Source organism: Nocardia amikacinitolerans NBRC 108937 (assembly GCF_001612615.1).
GTDB lineage: Bacteria > Actinomycetota > Actinomycetes > Mycobacteriales > Mycobacteriaceae > Nocardia > Nocardia amikacinitolerans.
Genome location: NZ_BDAU01000001.1, coordinates 296,672 through 316,851, shown reverse-complemented (window position 1 = coordinate 316,851; position 20,180 = coordinate 296,672). Strand labels below are relative to the sequence as shown.

Here is a 20,180-nt window from a genome sequence, read left to right as displayed (position 1 = left end):
GAACCAAGCCCGCGCATACGCGCACGACCTGAGCAGGTTCACCTGCCGGGTAGGTGCTCTTGTGCGTTGATGGCGTATTGGCGCGCCGTGTCCTTCCGTTGCAGGTACTCGTCTGGAGACCTACACCCTGCGCGGGTTCACCCGCCCCCGCCGAAGCCCGTAGTAGTCGAGGACCAGCCGCTCGTACAACCGGCCCGGAACCAGGCGGCGGGTCCAGAAGGACAGCCGAACGTCGTTGCCGCACAGATAGGTCTGGCGCGGTCGCGGGGTCTCCAGGACGTGCTGCACTTTCCGGGCGACCGCGGCGGCCGGTTGGCCGTCGGCCAAGTACCCGCTGACCCGTTCCAGCACCGCCTGTCGATCGGCGTCGTACTCCGGCAGCGGCGCGGACACGCGCGTGGCCGACTCGATGATCGGAGTAACCGTCCACCCCGGCGCGAGCACCGATACCGCGATGCCGAACCCGGCCGCCTCCATCCGCATCGCCTCGCCGATCCGCTCCACCGCCGCCTTCGTGGCCGAGTACCAGCCGCCGTAGGGCTCGGCGATGGCGCCCGCGCCGGAGCTGACCACGATCACCCGCCCGCCGCCCTGCGCGCGCATGATCGGCAGGACCGCGCGCACCACCCGGTGGGTGCCGAGGACGTTGGTGTCCAACAGCGCGGCGGCCTCCTCCGGCTCGGTCTCCTCGACCGAGCCGACCACGCCGTAGGCGGCGAAGGTGACCACGGCGTCGATGCGACCGTGCCGCGCCACCACCTCCTTCACCCACGCGCGCACCTCTTCGGCGTCGCGGACGTCCACTGTCGCGTGGGTGGGACCCGCGACGAGATCGGACCCCTCCACGATGTACCCCGCGCGCGCCAAGTGCTGCACCGTCGCCGCGCCCATGCCGTTGGCCGCGCCGGTGATCAGAACGACTTTGCTCATGCCGCACACACCTTCAGCACTCGCGGCAGCACTTCCAGGCGCGCGGATTCGACCACGGTGATCTCGCCGTCCAACTCCAGCGGGACGGGCCGTTCGGGCCGCAGCTCCACGGTGGTGTCGCGACGACAGATCGCCAGCGGCGATCCGGTGAACGCGCCGCGGTACAGCCCGGCGATCAGGCCGAGGACGCGCAGTCGTCCCGCCGCCGCCCAGATGTTCACGTCGAACCGACCGTCGGTCCGGGTGACGGGGGTGTCGTAGTACATGCCGCCCGCGAAGTGCACGCTCTTGAGCACCCCGATATTGGTGATCGGCGCCGTGTGCGACCAGTCGGTGCCGCGCACCTCGAGGCGCAGCGGGCGGTGGGTGGCGATATTGCGCAGCGCGGTGGCGACGATGGCGGCCTCCACGTTCCGCGACTTCAGCCAGGCCAGCGCGCCGGTCGCGTTGTTGAACGAATCATTGCCCGCCGCGACGAGTCCCATGCTCGCGTTGAGCAGGAAGTAGCGCACCGCGCGGGTGCCGTCGGGCAGCAGCATCGTCGCCTTGCCGACGTCGACAGCCTCCGCCCGCGCCGCGTCGACCCGCACCGCGACGCCTTCGATGGTGGCCGAGGGCGGGACCGGCTTGTGGAAGTCGTTGGAGCTGCCGAGTCCGATGGCGCCGAGCGCGATCTCCTCCGCGCCGGGCCGCGGCCGATCGGTCTCCGTATCCATGATCGCGTTGAGCACCAGGTTCACCATGCCGTCGCCGCCCGCCGCGACGATCGCCTCCGGTGTTGTGCCGTCCGATCTTTCGAGATGGGCTTGCACCAGCTTCACGGCCTGGTCGGCGTCGGCGGGCAGTTCGACGGACATGTCCGGATGGCGTTCCCGCAGCGCACGTTCCACCGGCTGCCAGCGGCGCAGGGCGGTCCCCGCGTTGGATTGCGGATTCAAGATGACGAGCATGACTTCTCCTCGTTGCCCAGCCACACGCGCAGCCGGGTCCAATCTCCCGTGGTGACCAGACCGGTTCGCGAACAGTCCTGCGGCACAGCGGTTTCCGCGACGCCGAGCAGGAAGACGGGGATACCGATCCGGGCGGCGGGCGCGTCGTTGGCGGCGTCGTTGCCGATCATCACGCAGTCCCGCGCCGCGAGGCCGAGCCTGTCCAGCAGTTCGCGATAGAACTCCACGCGCGGCTTCGACCGCCGCATGGTCTCCCCGCTGGTGATGAACTCGAAGACGCCGGGATCGTGGCCGCCCCAGCGCAATCGGGTGGTCGCGGTGCTCAGCGGCCAGAGCGGATTGGTGGCGACGATCTGCGGGACGCCCGCGTCGCGCAGATCGCGCACCGTCGACACGGCCTCGGGCAGCGCCGGGAAACAGCGCCGCAGCCGGACGAAATCGTGTTCGGCCAGCCGCCGTAGCCGCTCGTCCACCCGCTCGCGTCCGATGTCCAGACGATCCGCGAGCAGGTCGACCATGAATTCGGTATTGGTGCGGTCGGTTTCGTTGCGGCGCACCTCCGGAAGGACCCCGGCGAGCACCCGGAGGAACCGGTGCGGCGGCGTCAGGTCGCGAAAGGCCAGCGCCGCCGTGAGCGGCATCAAGGTCTTGAAGCCGCGCTTGCGCAGGCCTACCAGAGTGCCGTCCAGGTCCCACAGCACGGTGCGGTGCGCCGCGGTCATTCCTGACTGTCCAGCACGGCTTGCAGGTCGGCGCGGGTCAGCCCGAGCTCTGCCGCGTACTCGTCGATCCCGGGCCGGGCGGTGGCCGCCCGCGCACCCGCGCGCTGCGCCAGCTCGGCGCCGTAGGCCGCGCCGAGGTCGACGACGGTCTTGGCCAGCGCCGCGGGGAACAGCCAGCGGCCGAGATCGCGCTGGAACACCCGGGTCAACCGGTAGGGGGCGGACACCCGCGCGCCGAGCGCCGAGAGCGCTTTCGGCTCGCGCAGCGAACTCATCCGCTCCGCCTCGGCGGCGGGAACCAGCAGCAGATCCGACCACAGCCGCCCGAAGCTGGCGCGCTTCTCGTCCGCCTGCGCCGTCATGTTGAACTCGGTGTAGGCCTTCTCGATGCGCGAGGTGTGGGTGGAGCGGCTGCGCAGCAGCGCGTGGATGTCGGCGGTCTTGCGGGCCGTGTCGTAGCGGGTGAAGCGGTTGATCCGCGGCCGCACCCGGTCGACGAGGTCGGCGAACGCCGGGTTCGGCACCAGCCGGTGGCTCAGGGAAAGCGCGTGGTACATCAGGCTTTCGGTGCCCGCCTTCGCGATCTCGCCCGCGAGCAGGTCGTAGTCGAGATCGGTGGCGTAGCGGGCGAGGTTCCACAGATCGCCGAGTTCGCGCACGCCGGTCTTGTAGTACGGCAGGTGCACGCCGAGGTGGTGCAGATTGTCCTCGTGCGCCATGGCCCATGCGGGCACACCGTAGAAGTCGATGCGGCGCACCCGGTTCCAGATGGCGGCGTAGTCGATGGTGTACGGAGCCAGCGGCGTGATCAGTCCCCAGTGCGTGCCGACCACCAACGCGCCGTCGCGCGAGACGAAGGAGGGCAGATGGTGCGAGCGCTCGGACCGCACCTTCGGCGCCTTGCCGAGCAGCTCGGAGGTCGCGAAAAGGCCCAGCTCCCGGTAGATCTCGATGGCGGTGTCGACCTGATCCAGCTCGATCAGGATGTCCAGGTCGTTCATCCGCTTGTAGCGCGGGTCGCCGTAGATCTCGGTGGAGAACAGCATCCCCTTGAGCACCACGCAGCGCACGCCGTGTTCGTCGAAGCGGCGCAACAACTCCAGCGCCCCGGCCAGCCTGCGCTCGTTGACCGCGGCGATGTGGTCGGTGACGGCGGCGAACTCGGCGCGGACCGCGTCCGGTACGAGCTCGTAGAGTCCCTCGGCCTCGAGCCTGCGCTGCACCAGCGGCACCGTCGCGTTCAGCTTCGCCAGCGCGAAGAACTCGGCCCAATCGGTGACGTCGTGGGCCAGCTTGGCCGATTCGGCGCGCTCGTCGGCGCTGGGCGCGGCCAGTGCCGCGTGCACCAGCAGCCGTTCGACGGCGGTGCCGCCCACGGCGATCGCGGTTCCGGTCATGCCGCACCCTCCTGTTCTGGATGAAAACCGAAGCTTCTCGCGACGGTCGAGATCTGTTCGAGCGCGAAGTCGAGCTGATCGCGGGTCAGGGTGGCCATCATCGACACCCGCAAACGCTGCTGTTCCCGTGGCACCGCGGGGAATTCGACGCCGTTGACGAACACGCCCGCCCGGTGCAGTGCCGCGACCACCTCGGCGACGGCCAGACGCTGCGGCACCAGAATCGGGATGATCGCCGTCTGCGGATCCACCGCGAACCCCATCCGGCGCAGCTCCCGCGCGAAATAAGCGGTGTTGTCGTGCAATTGGGCGACCCGCTCGGGATGGGCGTCGATGAAATCGATCGAGGCGAGCACCGCCGCGACCACCGCGGGCGACAGCGACGCCGAGAACATGTACGAGCGCGCGAAGAAGCGCAGCGTGTCGACCAGGTCCTTGGACCCTGCGACGAAACCGCCGGTGGTGGCGAACACCTTCGAGAAGGTGCCCATGTACAGCTCCACCGACCCGTCACCGAGACCGAAATGCTCGGCGGTGCCGTGGCCTTTCGCGCCGAGCACGCCGGTGCCGTGCGCGTCGTCGATGGCAAGCCACGCGCCGAACGAATCGCACAGCGCGCGGATCTCCGGCAGCGGGGCGATATCGCCGTCCATCGAGTAGACGCCCTCGACCGCGACCACGATGTTCGCGCCCGGATTGCGCCAGCGCACCTGCATCAGGCGGTGCCGCAAGTGGCGCAGATCGTTGTGCTGGAAGGCCATCGACCGGACGCGACCGAGCTGGATGCCGTCGTAGAGGCTGGCGTGGCTCTGCTCGTCGTAGAGCAGCGTGTCGCCGTTGCGCAGCAGACCGGTCACCCAGCCGACGTTCGCCGCGTAGCCGGAGGAGAACACCATCGCGGATTCGCAGCCCTTGGTCTCCGCGAGGCGCTCCTCCAGCCGCCGGTGCAGCGAGGTGGTGCCGTTGAGCAACGGCGGTCCGCCGCAGCCGACGCCGAACTCCCTGGTCGCGGCGACCGCGGCCTCGATGATCTCCGGCTCGCTGCCGAGCCCGAGATAGTTGTTGGAGCCGAGCATGATCAGCTCGCGGGTCTCGCCGCCGTCCGGGTCGCGCACCTGGACGACCGGTCCGGCCGGGCCGGTGATCTCGCGCAACACGAAACCGCTGCCCCTGGCGTTCGTGACGTACGGCCGGAATTCCTCGAAGCGCTGTTCGAAGGTGTGCGCCGCCGGGTCGAGATAGTGTTCGAGACTGAAGTTCTCGCCGTGACCGGCGGTCGTAGCTGGTGATGCACTCATTGTTCGTCCTCGCGCACGATCGTTGCGGTGCCCGCGCGTCCGTCGAGCACCAAGCGGTCTCCGGTCGCGACGAGGCGGGTGACGCCGGGAACGCCGACGACGGTGGGGATGCCGAGTTCGCGGCCGATGATGGCGGTGTGCGAGAGCACGCTGCCCTTCTCGCTCACCAGGCCGCCCGCGGCGACCATCAGGAAGACCCAGCCGGGGTCGGTGGTCGAGGCGACCAGGATCTGCCCGTCGATCTCGACCTCCGGATCCGGGGTACCGAGCACCAGCGCGGGCGCCTCGACACGCCCTGGCGCGCAACCGATGCCGCGCAGCACGGTCTGCGCCGTCGCGTCGACTGCCGAATTCGCGGCGTCGAAGGCGGGGTCGTCGATGCTCGCCGCGGCGATGCCGGTGGTGACGATCCGGGTGGGGAGTTCGGTGTCGCGCCACCGCTCGTGGTCGCGTTTGCGGGTGGCGACGGTGCGGGCGGCGTCGGTGTCGACGGCGGTCCCGCGGGTCAGCGCCGCGATCTCCTCGTAGGTGAGCCAGAAGATGTCGCGCGGATCGTCGAGCAGCCCCGCGCCGTGCATCTGCTTGCCGAACTCCCGGAACACCCGCTTGACAAGGCCGAAGGAACGGCTGCGGCCCAATCGCATGTTCTCGCGCTGCTTCACGTGCTCGCGGGCGCGGCCGAGCGCGAGGCGGAAGGCGAGGCGCCGGGCGAAGCTGTCGCGGAAAAGCGCGGCCGCGGTCCGCTCGGCTTCGCGGCGGATCGCCTTCTCCCGCGCCGCCATCTCGTCGATGTTCTGTCCGCCGCGCAGGTAGTTGCGCAGCATCGGCACCAGACGTTCGGGATGCTCGCCGAGCGGATCGGTTTCGAGCTTGAGCTCGTCGACGGTGCGATCGCCGAACAGCGCGATATGACGCAGGCAGGCCGCACGGAAGGCCGCGAATTCCGTCTGCGCCAACGTCTTCCACACCGTCGCCGCGTCCAACGGGCCGGTGAACAGCGCACGCAGTGCCGAATCGTCGCGGATCGTCGCGGTCAACGCGAGCGCCGAACGCACCGGGTCGACGCTGTCGACGCCCTCCTCACCGCAGAACAATTCGTTGCGCAGCGTGATCGCCTCGGTCTCGTCGAGCCCCTGCCGTTCGAGCAGCAGTCCGACGACGTGGAACAGCTGCTGGGCGAGGAAGTCGTTGAAGATCTGCACCGAGTACGCGGGCACCAGCTCGCCGAGGCAGCGCTCCATCCACTGCAACAGCGCCTCCGGATCGCGTTCGCGCTCCGGTGTTTCGGGGTCGAGGCGGCGGTCGAGGTCGGCGGTGAAGGCGGCCAGCTCGGTGAAGAACGCCCGCAGCCTGCGCGGCAGCCGCAGCCAGCCCGCGCCGATGATCGCGAAGACCCGCACCCGCAGCGCGTACATCCGCAGCCTCGCCAGACCGCGTTTCGGTGTGGCGGGGCGTTGGTAGCGGTTCTCGATGTTGAGGGCGGCTTCCCACCCCTCGATCGCGAACTCCATGCCGGGAATCTGCAGGAACAGCCGGTACCAGTTGCTGATGTTGTAGTAGATCCGCCCGTGCGCGGTGCCGACCAGGTACGGGTACAGGCTTGCCGCATTGCGATCCACGATCGCGCCGGTCGCGCCGAAATCCCGGTGGCAGGCACGGAAGACCTGCTCGTAGGCCGCGCGCAGGATCGAGAACGTCAGTGGGCTGGACAGTCCCGGGTAGGACTCGGCGACATTGACATTGTCGAAAATGGTCTCGCGCGCGCCCGTCGCGGTGACCGGGCGGGCCTGCAACAGGAACAGCGTGCCGTCCGCGTCGTAGGCCCACTCGACATCCTGGGGCGCGCCGAAGGCGTCGGCGAGCGCGGCGGCGGTCCGGGTGAGCTGGAGAATTCGTTCGTCGGTGAGCGCGGGATCGGCGCTGCCGCCCGCGATTTCCGCCACGGCGGTGCCGGAACCCGCGTCGGCGACGACCCGGCTCCGCTTGTCGACGACATTGCGGGACACGATCGTGCCCGAGGCGTTGTCGACGAAGTAGGTGTCGCACTCCACCGTGCCCGCCACCACGCCTTCGCCGAGCCCCAGCGCCGCCGACACCACCGATTCGGCCGGGTCACCGGTCTGCGGATTGCAGCTGAAGACCACGCCGGAGACCGCGCTGTCGACGAGCACTTGGACCAAGACCGCGCAGTCGACGCCATTGTTGTCGAGGCCGCGATGTGCCCGGTAGAACAGCGAACGCTCCGAGTAGGCCGAAGCCAGCACTTCCAGCAGGGCGTGGGCAACCCCGGCCGGTGCCACATTCAGGATGGTATCGAGCTGTCCGGCAAAGGAATCCGTAGCGGAGTCCTCGCCGCTGACCGAGGAACGGACAGCGAGCCGCACGTCGGACCACTCCGCGACCGCGGCATCGAGTTCGGCCGCCACCTGGGCGGGCAGCGCGAGGCCGAGGATCGAGCCGCGGATCGCCGCCGACACCGACCGCAGCGACGCGGGGTCGGTATGGTCGAGGGTCCCCAACAGCTGGGCGATGCCCTCGGTGACGGGCGCGAGGATCTCCGCGCACGCCTCGGTGGTCACCACCGCGAACGGCGGCACCCGATGACCGGCCGCGAGCAGGCGGCCGAGATTCGCGGCCTTGGCCCCGAAACGCGCGGTGTGCTCCGCCGCCGCGTCCGGCCGTGCGGCCAGCGTCGCGGCGGGCACCACCGCGCCGGTGTTCGTCGGTTTCATAGATGTGTGCCTCTGCGTATCGAAAGGGCAAGGGGGCGTGCGCTCATCGGGCCTGCTCCGCCAGGCTGCCGCCGACCGGGACCGCCGGTTCGCGCCGCGCCAGTCGCACCAGCACCGGGTCGGGGGTGTTGGAGATCTCGGGGTTCTCCCGCACCCGCAGTCCGTTCACCAGCTCGATGTCGTACCGCGCCAGCAACATCGCCAAGCCGACGCGCAGTTCGGTCAGCGCCATGTGCTGGCCGACGCACAGGTGCGCGCCCCACCCGAACGGGAAGTAACGGAACGGCGGACGAGCCCGGTTGCGCTCCTTGGTGAACCGATCCGGGTCGAAGGTCAGGGGGGAGTCCCAGAAGTCCGGGAAGCGGTGGTTGACGAACGGGCTGATCACCACGATCGCGCCCGGTTCCAGATCGAAGCCGTCGAAACTGTCGGCCTCGAGCGCGGTCCGGCTGAACGCCCAGGCCGGTGGGTGCAGCCGCATCGACTCGTCGATGGCCCGGCCGGTCAACTCCAGTGCGGGCAACGCGCCCGCCACATCGCCCGCACCGAGCGCCGCGTCGACCTCGGCCCGAACCCGTTGCAGCACTGAGGGATTGCGGCAGAGCTCGTAGACGGTCCAGGCAAGCGCGCCGCCGGTGGTCTCGTGCCCGGCGAGCAGGAAGGTGAGCACTTCGTGCCGCAGTTGTTCGTCGTCCATGGCGTGGCCCGCGTCGTCGCGCGCCGCGAGCAGGCGGCTGAGCAGCGAATCGGCCGGGCCCGCCGCTGCGGCGCGATGCCCTTGGATGACGTCGTCGACGACCCGGTGCAAGCGGTCGAGGACGCCGAGGAAGCGCCGATTGGCAGGCGTCGGCACATTCGGCGGGATCTGGATCGGCGCGGCCATGTGCCGCATCACCCAGGAGACGCCCTCGCGCACGTCGTCCTCGATCTGCGGCAGCACGCCGTCGATGTCCGCGCCCATGACCGCGCGGCACACCACGTCGGCCGCGAAGCCCATCACCTCGGGGACCAGATCGAAGGGCGCGCCGTCGGCGGCGCGCTTGTCCAGCCGATCCAGCATCCGCTGCCCGCAGGCGATCATCAGCGGGATCTCGGTGTCGACGTGCCTGCGCGCGAACGCCGGTTTTATCAACGCGCGCTGGCGTTTCCAGAGTTCGCCGCCGCTGGTCAGCAGGCCGGGTCCGAGCAGATAGTTCAGGCTCTGGTAGCTGATGCCCTTGGCGTACTTGGCCGCGTTGGTCACCAGCACCTGGTTGATGTGGTCGGGATTCACCAGCAGGTGCAGTTGCTGATGCACCAGCCGCAGCCGGACGCTGCCGCCGTGCGCGACGGCCTGCTCGTAGAACAGCGTGAGCGGGTCGGCGCGGTAGTCGAGGTAGGCGCCGAGTGGATGTCGCAGCGCCGGACCGGCGAGGACGCGTGCCGTCATACCGCACCTCCCGCGTCGACGAGTTCCCGCGCGGGCCGCTCGACGAACAGGCGGCGTGCTTCGGCGCGCTGCACCTTCCCGCTGGTGGTCTTGGGGATGCTGCGCGGCGGCACGATGTGGACATCGGCGGGCAGCACGCCGGTGCGTTTGCTCACCGCGACCCGCACCGCACGCCGCAGCGCCTCGTGTTCGTCTGCGGCGACGGCGGTTTCGACCACGAGGTGCAGTTCCTCCGACAGGCCAGCGGCATCCGCGTGACCGACCGCGGCGACTCCGCCGAGCCGCACGCCGTCCACCTGTTCGGCGGCGATCTCGAAATCGGTGGGCAGGTAGTTCGCGCCGCGGATGATGATCAGGTCCTTCTGCCTGCCGGTGATGCGCAGCCTGCCCGCCCGCAGATAGCCGATATCGCCGGTGTCCCACCAGCCGTCGGACAGCGCCGAGGCCGTCGTGTCGGGGAGCCGGAAATAGCCGACGGTCGTCGACGGACCGCGGAACTGGATGCGCCCGACCGTGTCCTCCCCGCAGGGCGCGCCGTCGCCGTCGACGATACGGACCTCGGTGCCGAGCACCGGCGCGCCGCAGTCCACGATCTGCATCTCGTCGACGTCTCCCGCCGAAACATCCAGCGCAACACCGTCTCCGGTCAGCGCGCGCCGCGAGACCGAGTCGTAGGCGACCGGCACGTGCGGGCGCGCGACCGTCACGGCCAGCGAGGCCTCCGCCATGCCGTAGCAGGGCACAAGGGCGTCCGGCGGCAGTCCCCACGCGGCGAAACGATCGACGAAGCGCTGCACGGTGGGCGGGTGGATCGGCTCCGCGCCGCAGAACAGGAACCGCCAGCTCGACAGGTCGACCCCGGCCAGTTCGGCGTCGGTGACCCGCGCCGCCGCGTAGCCGTAGGCGAAGTTCGGTGCGGCCGTGAAGGTTCCGCCGTACTTGCTCACCGCGCGCAACCAGTCGCCCGGACTGCGCAGGAACCGGCTCGGCGGCATCAGCACCGCGTCGATGCCGCGGAACATGGGGGTGAGGAAGCCGCCGATCAGCCCCATGTCGTGGTGCAGCGGCAGCCAGCCCACCCAGGTGTCGCCAGGGCCCATCGACGCGGCGAGCGCGATCTGCTCGCAGTTCGCGGCCAGATTGGCATGGGTGATCTGCACGCCCTTCGGTGTCCCGGTGGAGCCCGAAGTGGCCTGGATGAACGCCAAGTCGCTGGGTTCCGGGAGCCGCGGCGGCAGCGTGGGCGCGTCCGGATCGCCCGCGAGCTGGTGCAGCGCCGTCCCGTCGAGACCGGTCATCCCCGACGGGAGTTCCGCCGCGGCGAGCACGGTCGAAGTGGCGACGACCGCCTTCGGCTCGAGATAGCCGATCAGCCGATGGAACTTCTCGTAGAACAGCTCCGCCGAACCGAATCCACCGGGTGTCGCCACCGCCGTCGGCACGGCGCCGAGCAGCAGCGCGCCGAAGAACGCGGTGACGAACTCGGGGGAGGTGGGCAGCGACAGCACGACCCGATCGCCGGGTCGCACCCCCGCGTCGGCGAGCGCGGCCGCGGCGCGTCCCGCCGCCAGCGCGAGATCATCGTGCCGCCAAGAGAATTCGCCGTCGGTGCCGCGTTCCGGCACGAAAATGGTGGACGGGCCATCGGTTCCGCGTTCGGCGTTCGCGAGCAGCGCGTGCACGATGCTCGGATGTCGCGGGGTCAGCGGCGCGTTCACGACTCACTCCGCACGTACTCGACGATCTCGGCAACCGTATTCAACTGTGCCGCCACGTCTTCGGGGATCTCGATGGCGAAGGCCTGCTCCAGCTGGATGGTCAGCTCGATGGCGGTAGGCGAGTCCAGTCCGTAGTCGATCAGCTGCGTGCCCGCGTCGATGTCGTCGGCCGCGACCCACAGCACCTCGCCGACGATGCCGCGCACGCGCGCCTCGATCTCGGCGGTGGAACGGGTTTGTGCACTCATCCGAAGAGTTTTCCTTCCGTGACGCAGGCGCGGACGGACTCGTCCAGGTCGACGCCGTCGCCGGTGTCGATGCGATGGAAGCCGACCTCCGGGTAGGCGGCGGCCAGGGTGTCGCGCACCCGCAGGTAGCCGTCGCGCAGGGCGGCGAGGCGCTCCGCGGTCTCGTGCGCCTCCGTCGGACCGTCGCCGGAGCGTTCCGCGCAGCGGGCGGCCGCCTGTTCGGGCGGGACGTCGAGCCACAGCACGGCGTCCGGCAGCGTGGTGCGGAAGCGGGCGGCGAAACCCGCGACCGAGCTGGTGATGTCGCGGCCGACCAGGTCGGCGATCTCGGAGAGCAGCAGCCAGATGTCGGGTGCGCTGCCGAGCCGGGTTGACTCGCAGCGGTGCCAGGCCAGAATGTCGTCGAAGGTGCCTGGCCGGTGCCGTTCGAGCACCTCGGCGATCTCGGCTTCGCGGTCGTGGCCGTTCCACTCGGGGCGGGCGAGCGCCACGTAGAGGGGGCCGTAGACCAGCAGCTCGATCAGCGGATGCCGTTCGAAGACAAGGACATCCGGCGCCCAGGTGTCGAGGAAGTGCCGCTCCACCGGACCGAACAGCGTCATCTGCAGGTACATGGCGGTGGCTTTCATCTCCAGGCTGGAGATCTCGTCACAGCCGACGCTGAATGCCCTGAGCTGCTTGGACAGATCGGTGAGCGGAACATCGCGGGTGTTGTGGAAGTCCGGGCAGGTCATCGAGGCGAACGAGACGTGATCCCCGCTCGGCGCCAGCTCGCGCAGCCGCGCCATGACCGAGGACTTGCCAGCGCCGTCGATGCCGACGATGGCGACGCGGCGGGTCACTGCTCGTCCTCCCGCAGCTGGGCCAGCACGGCCTTGGTGATCTCGGCGGGCGCGGCGGTGCCGTCCAGGCGCACCCAGCCCAGCTCCTCCGACAGCGACTCCAGCGCGTCGTGGCTGCGCTGTTGGAAGTCCAGGAACGCCTTCTCGTCCCCGTAGCCGCTCTCGTAGTCGCTGCGCAACTGCTTGCGGCCCAACGCGTCCTGCGGGCTCACCGTCAGGTAGAAGGTGCGGTCCGGCTCCGGGAAGCCCGCCGTGAGCTGACGCAACACCGCGGGATCGCCGCCGTGCGCGACCTCGGTGGCGTAGTACTTGTACCAGTAGGCGTTCGCCAGCACGATGTCCACGCCGCGGGCGGCGGCCAGGTCGAACGACAGCTGCATCGCGTGGAACAGGAAGTGCGCGCGGCTCAACGGCGTGAGCAGCTTCAGGTAGCCGTAGATCTCGGATGGGCTCTGCCACGGCAGTTTCGAGGAGACCTTCGGATCCAGGAAGGCGTCCCAGATCGTGACCGCGGCGACGCTCTGTCCCTGGGCCTCGAACTCGGCGGCGATCCGCGCCACCTGCGTGGTCTTGCCCGACCCGTCGCCCCCCGCGATGCAGATCAGGCGTTTACGTGCGGTCAGTGGTTCATCCCTTCTAGGCGCCGGGCGTGGGGGTGCCTGGCGGAGTGGTTCTTCGACGGTTGTGGTCGCGGGGTCGACCGTGCTTGGCGCGGGCTCGGCCGCCGCGGGTGCCGAATCGGCCGTCGCTGCCGCGGAATCGGCTGTCGCTGGCCCGGATTCCGTCACCGCCGTCGGCGCGCTGTCGCCCGGACCCACGTCCGTCGCCGCATCGAGCACGCTGATCACCCCGGCGCTGCCGTCGACCCGGATGCGCTGCCCCGACCGCACCGCGCTCGTCGCGCCCGCGACGTTCAGCACCGCCGGAATCCCGTATTCGCGGCCGATGACGGCGGCGTGCGAGAGCATGCCGCCCACCTCGGTGACGACGGCCGCCACCAGGCCGAGCGCCGGGGTCCAGCCCGGATCGGTGAAGCGGGTGACCAGGATGTCGCCCTCGCGAAGGTGATCGATGTCGGCAAGCGAGGTGATCACCCGTGCGGTGCCCTCGGCGACGCCCGGGCTGCAACCGAGGCCGGTCAGGTCGCCGTCGCCGATCTCGCGGACCGCGCCGACGGTGACCCCGCCGCCGAGTTCGTGCGGCGGCGTCAGATCCCGGTATCCCGCGTACATCGCACGGTGGTAAGCGATTCGGGGCGCGAGCTCGGCGATCTCGACGCGACCCGCGACGAGATCGCTCAACTCGTGGATGCTCAGCTGGAACGCGTCGTCGGCGTGCTCGAGCGTGCCCGCCGCGGCCAGCCGGACACCCGCTTCCACCACGTAGGCCCGCACGATCGCGTAGCACTGCGAGGAGAACTCCCGCATCCGTTCGCGCGCGACGAGATAGCGCCGGATTCGGTCGACGTGCTTGTCGATCGCCTTGGCGTACTTCACTCGGGTGAGCGGCTTGGCCCGCACCCTGGCCCGCAGTGCGGCGAGCTCGGCCTCGTAGCGTTTGCGCTGCTCGACCTGTGTCACCTCGGGATCCGCGGGCGCGGTGCCGTGCTGGAGCATGACCGCGATCATCGAGCGCACCCGCTCGGGCGCCTCGGACCAGCGCGGGCAGGTCAGATCGAGCTCGGCGTCGGCGTGGAAGCCCTGCTCGCTGACGAATTCGGCGAGCGCCGCGTCCCACGCGGCGCTGTCCAGCCCGTGTTCGGTTGCCACGCGGTGCAATTCGACGATGCCGCGCTGCAACTGCATGTGGCTGATCTCGGCGAGACCGCCCATCAGATCGATGGCCGAGGTCGACCCCTGCGTGGCGGCGTCGACCTTGTCGAGCAGCTGCTTGAAGTCGGTCTGCACGCTCGAGTTGTTGTAGATGGTGGTGAAGTAGGTGCGTTCGGTGGCGGCGTGGAAGGTCAACAGGCAGTCGGCGAGGTCGGCGGCGAAGGTGGCCTCGTCGGTCTGCGACAGGTTGGCGACCCGCTCGCGCCACAGCGCGTACTTCGCGGGCCATTCCGCGGCGAACGCGTCCACCGCCGCCAGCTGGTCCCGATAGCTCTGCTGGACGGCCATCGCGGCGGGGAGCGCCTTGGCGATGGTCTTGGCGTTGGTCGGGGTGCGGTGCGGACCCTCGGGCCCGTATTCGTTGAGCACGCCGAGGTCGTCGTCGAAGTGCTGCTCGTCGAAGCCGGGGATCTTGAAGAAGCAGTTCTTCACCGCGCTGACGTTCCAGTAGGCGCGGCCGTAGTACATCGCCATCCAGTCCGGTTCCACGCCGGGGTCGGCGAGCTTGAGCCGCTCGAAGAACCGCTGCATGGAGTGCTGAAAAGCGTTGTCGTACAACGAGAACATCATCGGCGTGCAGACGCGCGCCGAGACACCGCCGTCGCGCAGATCCGCGTCGGAGAACTGGTCGATGTCGGTGCGCCAGGCGATCGCGGTGATGGCCCTTGCCTGGAGCAGCCATAGCTTGCCCGCCCCGTCGATGGCCCACTCGATGTCCTGCGGCCGGTGCCGGTACGCCTGCACGGCCAGCATCAGCGCGGCCAGTCCCTCGGTGTCGGTCGGCGCGAGTTCGACGTCTTCACCGCCCGCGTCCCGCTCGACCACTGTGCCGTCGAACAGCCGCAGCGTGTACCGGGTGGGCGTCAGCTGGCCGGAGACCAGTCGTTCGCCGAGACCCACGCAGCATTCGACGACGGCGTGTTCTTCGATACCGGTGAGCGCGTCGATGCTGAAACCCACACCGGCGTACCGCGCGTCGACCATCCGCTGCACCAGCACCGCGACGGTGGCCTTCGCCTCGGTGTAGCCGTGCTTGGCCAGGTAGGTGCGCACCCGGTCGTTGTGGACCGAGGCGCGGCACTGCCCGATGTAGTCGCGCAGCGCCGGGACGTCGGTGATGTCCAGGTAGGACTCGTACTGCCCGGCGAAGCTGGCGTCGTCGAGGTCCTCCAGCACACCGCTGGAACGCGCGGCGACCGGGAATCCACCCAGCGCCTGCACCCACCGGGTGAGGTCGTCGTCGCCGATCGCGTCGAGATCGAGCTCGGCGGGCACCACGAATCCCGTTGGCACGTCGAAGCCCGCGACGATCAGCTCGTGCAGGGTTGCGGCCTTGCCGCCTGCTCGTTCGGGGACGAAGTCCGCGGCGCCGAGGAACATCGGCGCGGGTGTCGGGTTGTTGGACACGGTGAAAGCTCCTGTCGGAAGCAGAACCGGACGCACCTCGTGGCGGGCCGCCAGTTCACGCGCGGCGTGCACCCCCGCGGCGGTGAGCCCGCCGTACGAGGGGCTCGCGGTGTCGGGCTCGAAGCCGAGCAGCACGGTCTCGGCCATGCAGGCGTAGACGATGCCCGGGGGCAGACCGGTTTCGGGGAAGGGAGGTGTCTGGCCGAGCGGCAGCGCCATGCGTCCGCCGGAGACCAGGGTGATGTTCGGCCGCTCGGCGACGGCGGGGTCCACATCGCCGGGCACCGCCAGATCGCACACCAGGACCGGATGGTCCGCGGCCAGCAGGTCCGCGGTCACCAGCGGCGCCGCGGAATTGGTCGCGGTGAGCACGACATCGCAGTCCCGCAGCGCGGCCAGATCCTCGCTGACCTCGACCGAGCCCGCGGCGAGCTGGTCCGCCACGCGGCGCAGGCGGCTCGCCGATCCGGGCCTACCCACCAGGGTGATCGAATCCGCGTGCGGGGCAAGCAGTTCCGCCATGACCGCGCCGATATTGCCCAGCGCGCCGAGGATGCCGACGCGCCGCCGTCCTGGACCGAGCCGGGTCAGTTCCCCGCGCACCACCTCGTAGGCGGAGGCAGCGGTGAGCGAATTCCCGGAGGTCACCGTGACGGAGTCCTCCACCACGTCGCGGGAGGCGTTGGTCACGATTGAGGTGTAGCCGCCGAGACCGATCACCGTGGCGCCCAGGGCGATCGCCTGTTCGACGGCGTCGAGCACCAGATCGCGCAGCCAGGCCCGGTGCCCGGCGCGCTGGCATTCGATGATCTGTTCCGCGGAGATCGGCACCGCGATCAGGCAGACCTCGACCGTGGCGCCGGTGGGCGAAGTGACGAGTTGCCTGGTCAGCTCGAAGGGCTCGGCGACACCGCGCAACCGCTCGAAGAGCGCGGCGAACTGCGCGTCCGACCACTCGGCCAGCTCCGGCGCGAATCGGCGCAGATCGGCCGCCTCGGGCAGATTGGCGAGGAAGGCCACCCGGTTCGGTGCGCCGAAATCCCGTGCCACCACGGCGGCGTGCCGGTCGGGGAGTGGTTTGGGTTCCGGCACTTGCCAATTCGTGGTGACCGGCGTCGCGAGATGGGCGAGCAGCGTGGCCAGGTCGCCGCGGTGCAGCACGGCGGCGAGCTCGTCGAGCGCCGACTCCAGCCGGACCAGATCCGCTTCGGCCAGGAACGCCGAAGGCTGGATGCGCAGCGTGGTCGGCGCGGACAGCGTCGGCAGCATCCGGATGCGGTGGGTGTGCAGCAGATAGCCCGCGACGACGTAGCCGAACATGTCGGGATCGCAGATCTCCCGCAGCAGGGCCGATTCCGTCGCGGGCGGGACGAGTTCGATGCCCTGCAGCAACCCGCGCCCGCGCACGCCCGCCAGCACCCGCGGCCAGCGCCGCGCCGCGGCCTCCAGGCGAGCTCGCAGCCGCGCACCGGTATCGGAGATCCGGATCTGGTTGTCGCGCAAGAGGTCCAACGCGGCTTCCGCGACCGCGCAGGACAGGTCGTCGTCGGCGAAGGTCGAGGTGTGGTACCTGCCGAAGTCCGAGACCGACCCGCCGCGCTCCACCAGCAGCGCCGAGATCTTCACCAGTCCGCCGCCCAGCGATTTGGACAGCAGGTAGTAGTCCGCGGCGACGCCCGACGGCGCCGAGGCCAAGAAGGTGCCCGTGCGGCCCATACCGGATTGGATCTCGTCGAAAACCAGTGCGGCCGTGTGCCGGTCGGCGAGTTCGCGCAGGGCGCGCAACGTCGCCGCAGGCACCTCACGCACCCCGCCCTCGCCCTGGATCGGTTCGGCGAAGATCGCGGCGATGGGGGAGAGGAAGATTCGGGACAGTACCGGGCGTCCTGCGGCGTCAACGCTGATCCGGTCGATCGGTCGCAGCTCGTCGGCGAAGGCCGCGGCGATTTCGTCGGGCGCCCAGGTGTCGAGCTTGCGCCGTTCGGGGCCCGGCACGACCAAGTCCGCGGGCGTATCGGCCTGCTCGGTGAGCGCGAAAGCGCCCGCCGTCTTGCCATGGAAGGCGTTCGCCAGCGAGACGTACACGGGCCCGCGCCGCGCGACGTCCTCGACCACACGCAGCGAGTCTTCGAGAACGGCTGCCGCCGAACGTGTTTCCTCGTGAACCGGCTCGGTCGCGCGCCCTTGGACCGGACGTACCGTGTGCAGTCCGTCGCGGCGCAGCCGCCGCAGCGTCCGTCGCAGGTCGGTACGCAACTCGGCGAGGCGGCGGTTGTGCGCGACCGCGGCGTGCCGGACGGCCGCCTCGACGGCGTCGGCGCCGGTGGACCCGAAGGTGACGACGTACTCGCCCCCGGTGCTCGCCCCGACCAGATCCGAAAGCCGATGGGCCAGCCGGGCGGCGCCCGGACGGACACTGCCCTGCGAGACGAACGGCGTCTGCTGGTTCAACCGCGCCGTGGCCACCCGCACCAGTGCCGGATTGTTGTGCCCGAACAGCGCCGCGCCGAATCCGCCGACCAGATCGAGCACGCGGGCGCCGTCCGCTCGGATCAGATGGTCGCCCTCGGCCCCCACGTACACCACATCCAGGTGGCAGGCGCGCAACAGTCGCGCCAGCCCGGGCCGGTTGTGCCGTGCGAAGTCGTCGAACAGCGGCGGCGCCGAGCCGATCGCCGCGGCATGGTCTTGTGCTCTCGGGGCCATGCCGTTACGCACCGACCCCGGTGCGGTGAGCCGTCTTGGTCGTCACGCACTCGATCACGTCACGCGCGGTATGCAGCTCGGAGGCCTCCTCGTCGGAGATCTCCACGCCGAAGGCGCGCTCGAGTTCGATGATGATCTCGGCCGATCGAACCGAGTCCAAGCCATAATCCAGCAACGGTGTGTCGAGATCGATATCGGGCACCTGCAAACCGGCGCGGAACAGCTCTCGCACGCGCTCGGGCACCTGTTCCCGCGCGCTCATTTCCAGCCCCCCGTCGCGCTCGGGACTTCCCCGTCCCCGAGCGGCACGACCACCGCCGCAGTGTGTGCCCTTCCCGTCCAGAGCTTGACTTTTCCCTGGTCAGCATGGGGTTCGGCGACTGCCGAGACCGCGATCACTTGCCCTCCGATATCGACAACCAAGACTGTTATGCCTCATATCTCGTCACTGTGCACAACTGTCATCGATCACAGTCGCGCTTTCGACCAATCTGTACACCGCTACTCTGTGCGCTGCAATGTGAAAAGCAGTGTCCCGCAGCGGCTCTCGCTGGCGAGCAATCGAATGGCAAATCAGTGTGTGCGAAGTGTGTGAAACGTGTTGTCACCCATAGGAAACGGGGCATGACAGCGTTTCGGCGCGGACCATGGAAGCTGCGATCGCGAGTTACAGATATGCGTGCGTATCGGCCGCGGTAGATCATCGGTCGGTCGCTCTCCGGAAAGTTCGCTGTTCACGATCGGTTCACCGAACGGACGGATGGAAATCGAAACCAACCCACCGGTACTTTCCGATTGAATTGGGCGGTACCACATCTCGTTGTCGAATCCCACTCGATTCACGATGTTTTTACTCGGCGCGGGATGTGCCGCACGCTATTCGAGAGCTCGGCAAACCTTCATCGGCGATGGAAAATGTGACCGCTTTCATTACCGACTGGTAGCAGAAACGTCTGTAATGGGTGTCACAAATCGTACGGTCCGTTGGGATATCCGCGGAAGCCGTGGAATCGGTTCGTCATCCCCATTCCGAAAATCGCGCGCCGGGCCCGCGGAAGCATCTGCCGCGGGCCGCTTCGGCCGGTTTCCGGGCGATCTCGTCACGATCGCGCGAGCGCGGGAGTGCAGGGCGCAGGGGCGGCGAGCGTGCGATCGGTGTGGACCGCGGTGTGCAGGCGGTGGACGAATGACGCGGGGTCGTCGGCCTGAAAGACGTTGCGGCCGAAGGCCAGACCGGCGACGCCACTGGAGAGGATGCGCTCCGCGTGTGCGACCGCCCGTTCGGCGCGCAGCGCGGGTCCACCCGCCACGACCACGGGAATGTCGACCGAGGCCGCGACCTCGGACATGCTCACCGGGTCGCCGGTGAAGGGCACTTTCACGACGTCGGCGCCGAGGTCGGCCGCGACCTCGGCGGCGTGGCGGACCAGCTCCGGATCGGTGGGATTCGAGACGCGCGGACCACGCGGATAGACCATCGCGAACAGCGGAACACTCCAACGGTCGCAGGCTCGCGCGACCTGCGCGACGTCTTCTCGCTGCTGGTACTCGGTGCGCGAGCCCAGGTTGACGTGCACGCTGACGGCGTCGGCACCCAGCCGCAACGCCTCCTCGACTGTCGTGACGAGGACCTTGTGATCGGGATCGGTGCCGGGGTGGGCACTCGCCGACAGGTGGACGATGAGGGCGAGGTCGTCGAAGACCGCGGGGTCCACGTGATCGAGCGCGCCCTTGTGCAGCACGGTGGCGTCCGCGCCGCCGACGCGCAGTGCGTGGAGCACCTCGCGCAGGCGGTGCGCACGCAACAGCGAGCCTGCGCCGACGGTGTGGTCGAGCGGGACGATCAGCAGCTTCGAATCGCCGTAGCGGTGTAGGTTTTCGGTCCGATCGTGTCTTGCGAACGTCTTGGTCACGCGTGCCTCCCTTGTCGTATCCCCCTGCGCCGCAGACGCGGACCGGCCGTCTCCCA

General features: G+C 69.5%; 13 protein-coding genes. All 13 read right to left on the bottom strand.

Annotation, left to right across the window (positions count from 1 at the left end):
* Nucleotides 1-120: 120 nt before the first annotated feature.
* Entirely contained in the window at nucleotides 121-930 is an 810-nt protein-coding gene (locus NAM01S_RS01435; RefSeq protein WP_067778156.1) for an SDR family NAD(P)-dependent oxidoreductase, read from the bottom strand.
* Nucleotides 927-1,880 (bottom strand): diacylglycerol/lipid kinase family protein, encoded by a 954-nt coding sequence (locus tag NAM01S_RS01430; protein ID WP_067778155.1) that lies wholly within the window; start codon nucleotides 1,878-1,880, stop codon nucleotides 927-929. The genes NAM01S_RS01435 and NAM01S_RS01430 overlap by 4 nt, the downstream gene beginning before the upstream one ends.
* Nucleotides 1,865-2,602 carry an HAD family hydrolase gene (locus NAM01S_RS01425; protein ID WP_067778154.1) on the bottom strand — a complete coding sequence of 246 codons (738 nt, stop codon included), beginning with the start codon at nucleotides 2,600-2,602 and terminating at the stop codon, nucleotides 1,865-1,867. Before NAM01S_RS01425 ends, NAM01S_RS01430 begins: the two co-directional genes overlap by 16 nt.
* Nucleotides 2,599-3,999: a nucleotidyltransferase domain-containing protein gene (locus tag NAM01S_RS01420; RefSeq protein WP_067778153.1), complete on the bottom strand. Its 1,401-nt coding sequence runs from the start codon at nucleotides 3,997-3,999 to the stop codon at nucleotides 2,599-2,601. Before NAM01S_RS01420 ends, NAM01S_RS01425 begins: the two co-directional genes overlap by 4 nt.
* Nucleotides 3,996-5,297, bottom strand: coding sequence for an aminotransferase class I/II-fold pyridoxal phosphate-dependent enzyme (locus NAM01S_RS01415; RefSeq protein ID WP_067778152.1), 1,302 nt, complete (start codon nucleotides 5,295-5,297; stop codon nucleotides 3,996-3,998). Before NAM01S_RS01415 ends, NAM01S_RS01420 begins: the two co-directional genes overlap by 4 nt.
* Entirely contained in the window at nucleotides 5,294-8,029 is a 2,736-nt protein-coding gene (locus tag NAM01S_RS01410) for a PEP/pyruvate-binding domain-containing protein (protein WP_067778151.1), read from the bottom strand. Before NAM01S_RS01410 ends, NAM01S_RS01415 begins: the two co-directional genes overlap by 4 nt.
* 43 nt (nucleotides 8,030-8,072) lie before the next feature.
* On the bottom strand, nucleotides 8,073-9,458 hold the full coding sequence (locus NAM01S_RS01405) for a cytochrome P450 (RefSeq protein WP_067778150.1): 1,386 nt from the start codon (nucleotides 9,456-9,458) through the stop codon (nucleotides 8,073-8,075).
* Nucleotides 9,455-11,176: a fatty acyl-AMP ligase gene (locus NAM01S_RS01400; protein ID WP_067778149.1), complete on the bottom strand. Its 1,722-nt coding sequence runs from the start codon at nucleotides 11,174-11,176 to the stop codon at nucleotides 9,455-9,457. Before NAM01S_RS01400 ends, NAM01S_RS01405 begins: the two co-directional genes overlap by 4 nt.
* On the bottom strand, nucleotides 11,173-11,424 hold the full coding sequence (locus NAM01S_RS01395; RefSeq protein WP_067778148.1) for an acyl carrier protein: 252 nt from the start codon (nucleotides 11,422-11,424) through the stop codon (nucleotides 11,173-11,175). The genes NAM01S_RS01400 and NAM01S_RS01395 overlap by 4 nt, the downstream gene beginning before the upstream one ends.
* Nucleotides 11,421-12,266 carry a nucleoside/nucleotide kinase family protein gene (locus NAM01S_RS01390; protein WP_067778147.1) on the bottom strand — a complete coding sequence of 282 codons (846 nt, stop codon included), beginning with the start codon at nucleotides 12,264-12,266 and terminating at the stop codon, nucleotides 11,421-11,423. Before NAM01S_RS01390 ends, NAM01S_RS01395 begins: the two co-directional genes overlap by 4 nt.
* A complete protein-coding gene (locus NAM01S_RS01385; RefSeq protein ID WP_067778146.1) occupies nucleotides 12,263-18,211 on the bottom strand; it encodes an aminotransferase class III-fold pyridoxal phosphate-dependent enzyme in 5,949 nt (1,982 codons plus the stop codon). The genes NAM01S_RS01390 and NAM01S_RS01385 overlap by 4 nt, the downstream gene beginning before the upstream one ends.
* 4 nt (nucleotides 18,212-18,215) lie before the next feature.
* On the bottom strand, nucleotides 18,216-18,473 hold the full coding sequence (locus NAM01S_RS01380; RefSeq protein ID WP_067778145.1) for an acyl carrier protein: 258 nt from the start codon (nucleotides 18,471-18,473) through the stop codon (nucleotides 18,216-18,218).
* 838 nt (nucleotides 18,474-19,311) lie between these two features.
* Nucleotides 19,312-20,124, bottom strand: a complete 813-nt coding sequence (locus NAM01S_RS01375; RefSeq protein WP_067778144.1) for a 2-amino-3,7-dideoxy-D-threo-hept-6-ulosonate synthase — start codon at nucleotides 20,122-20,124, stop codon at nucleotides 19,312-19,314.
* Nucleotides 20,125-20,180: the final 56 nt, after the last annotated feature.

What these genes read in the sequence shown, in the direction of transcription:
- NAM01S_RS01435 (WP_067778156.1), bottom strand. Translation starts at nt 930, where the DNA reads ATGAGCAAAGTCGTTCTGATCACCGGCGCGGCCAACGGCATGGGCGCG.
- NAM01S_RS01430 (WP_067778155.1), bottom strand. Translation starts at nt 1,880, where the DNA reads ATGCTCGTCATCTTGAATCCGCAATCCAACGCGGGGACCGCCCTGCGC.
- NAM01S_RS01425 (WP_067778154.1), bottom strand. Translation starts at nt 2,602, where the DNA reads ATGACCGCGGCGCACCGCACCGTGCTGTGGGACCTGGACGGCACTCTG.
- NAM01S_RS01420 (WP_067778153.1), bottom strand. Translation starts at nt 3,999, where the DNA reads ATGACCGGAACCGCGATCGCCGTGGGCGGCACCGCCGTCGAACGGCTG.
- NAM01S_RS01415 (WP_067778152.1), bottom strand. Translation starts at nt 5,297, where the DNA reads ATGAGTGCATCACCAGCTACGACCGCCGGTCACGGCGAGAACTTCAGT.
- NAM01S_RS01410 (WP_067778151.1), bottom strand. Translation starts at nt 8,029, where the DNA reads ATGAAACCGACGAACACCGGCGCGGTGGTGCCCGCCGCGACGCTGGCC.
- NAM01S_RS01405 (WP_067778150.1), bottom strand. Translation starts at nt 9,458, where the DNA reads ATGACGGCACGCGTCCTCGCCGGTCCGGCGCTGCGACATCCACTCGGC.
- NAM01S_RS01395 (WP_067778148.1), bottom strand. Translation starts at nt 11,424, where the DNA reads ATGAGTGCACAAACCCGTTCCACCGCCGAGATCGAGGCGCGCGTGCGC.
- NAM01S_RS01385 (WP_067778146.1), bottom strand. Translation starts at nt 18,211, where the DNA reads ATGGCCCCGAGAGCACAAGACCATGCCGCGGCGATCGGCTCGGCGCCG.
- NAM01S_RS01380 (WP_067778145.1), bottom strand. Translation starts at nt 18,473, where the DNA reads ATGAGCGCGCGGGAACAGGTGCCCGAGCGCGTGCGAGAGCTGTTCCGC.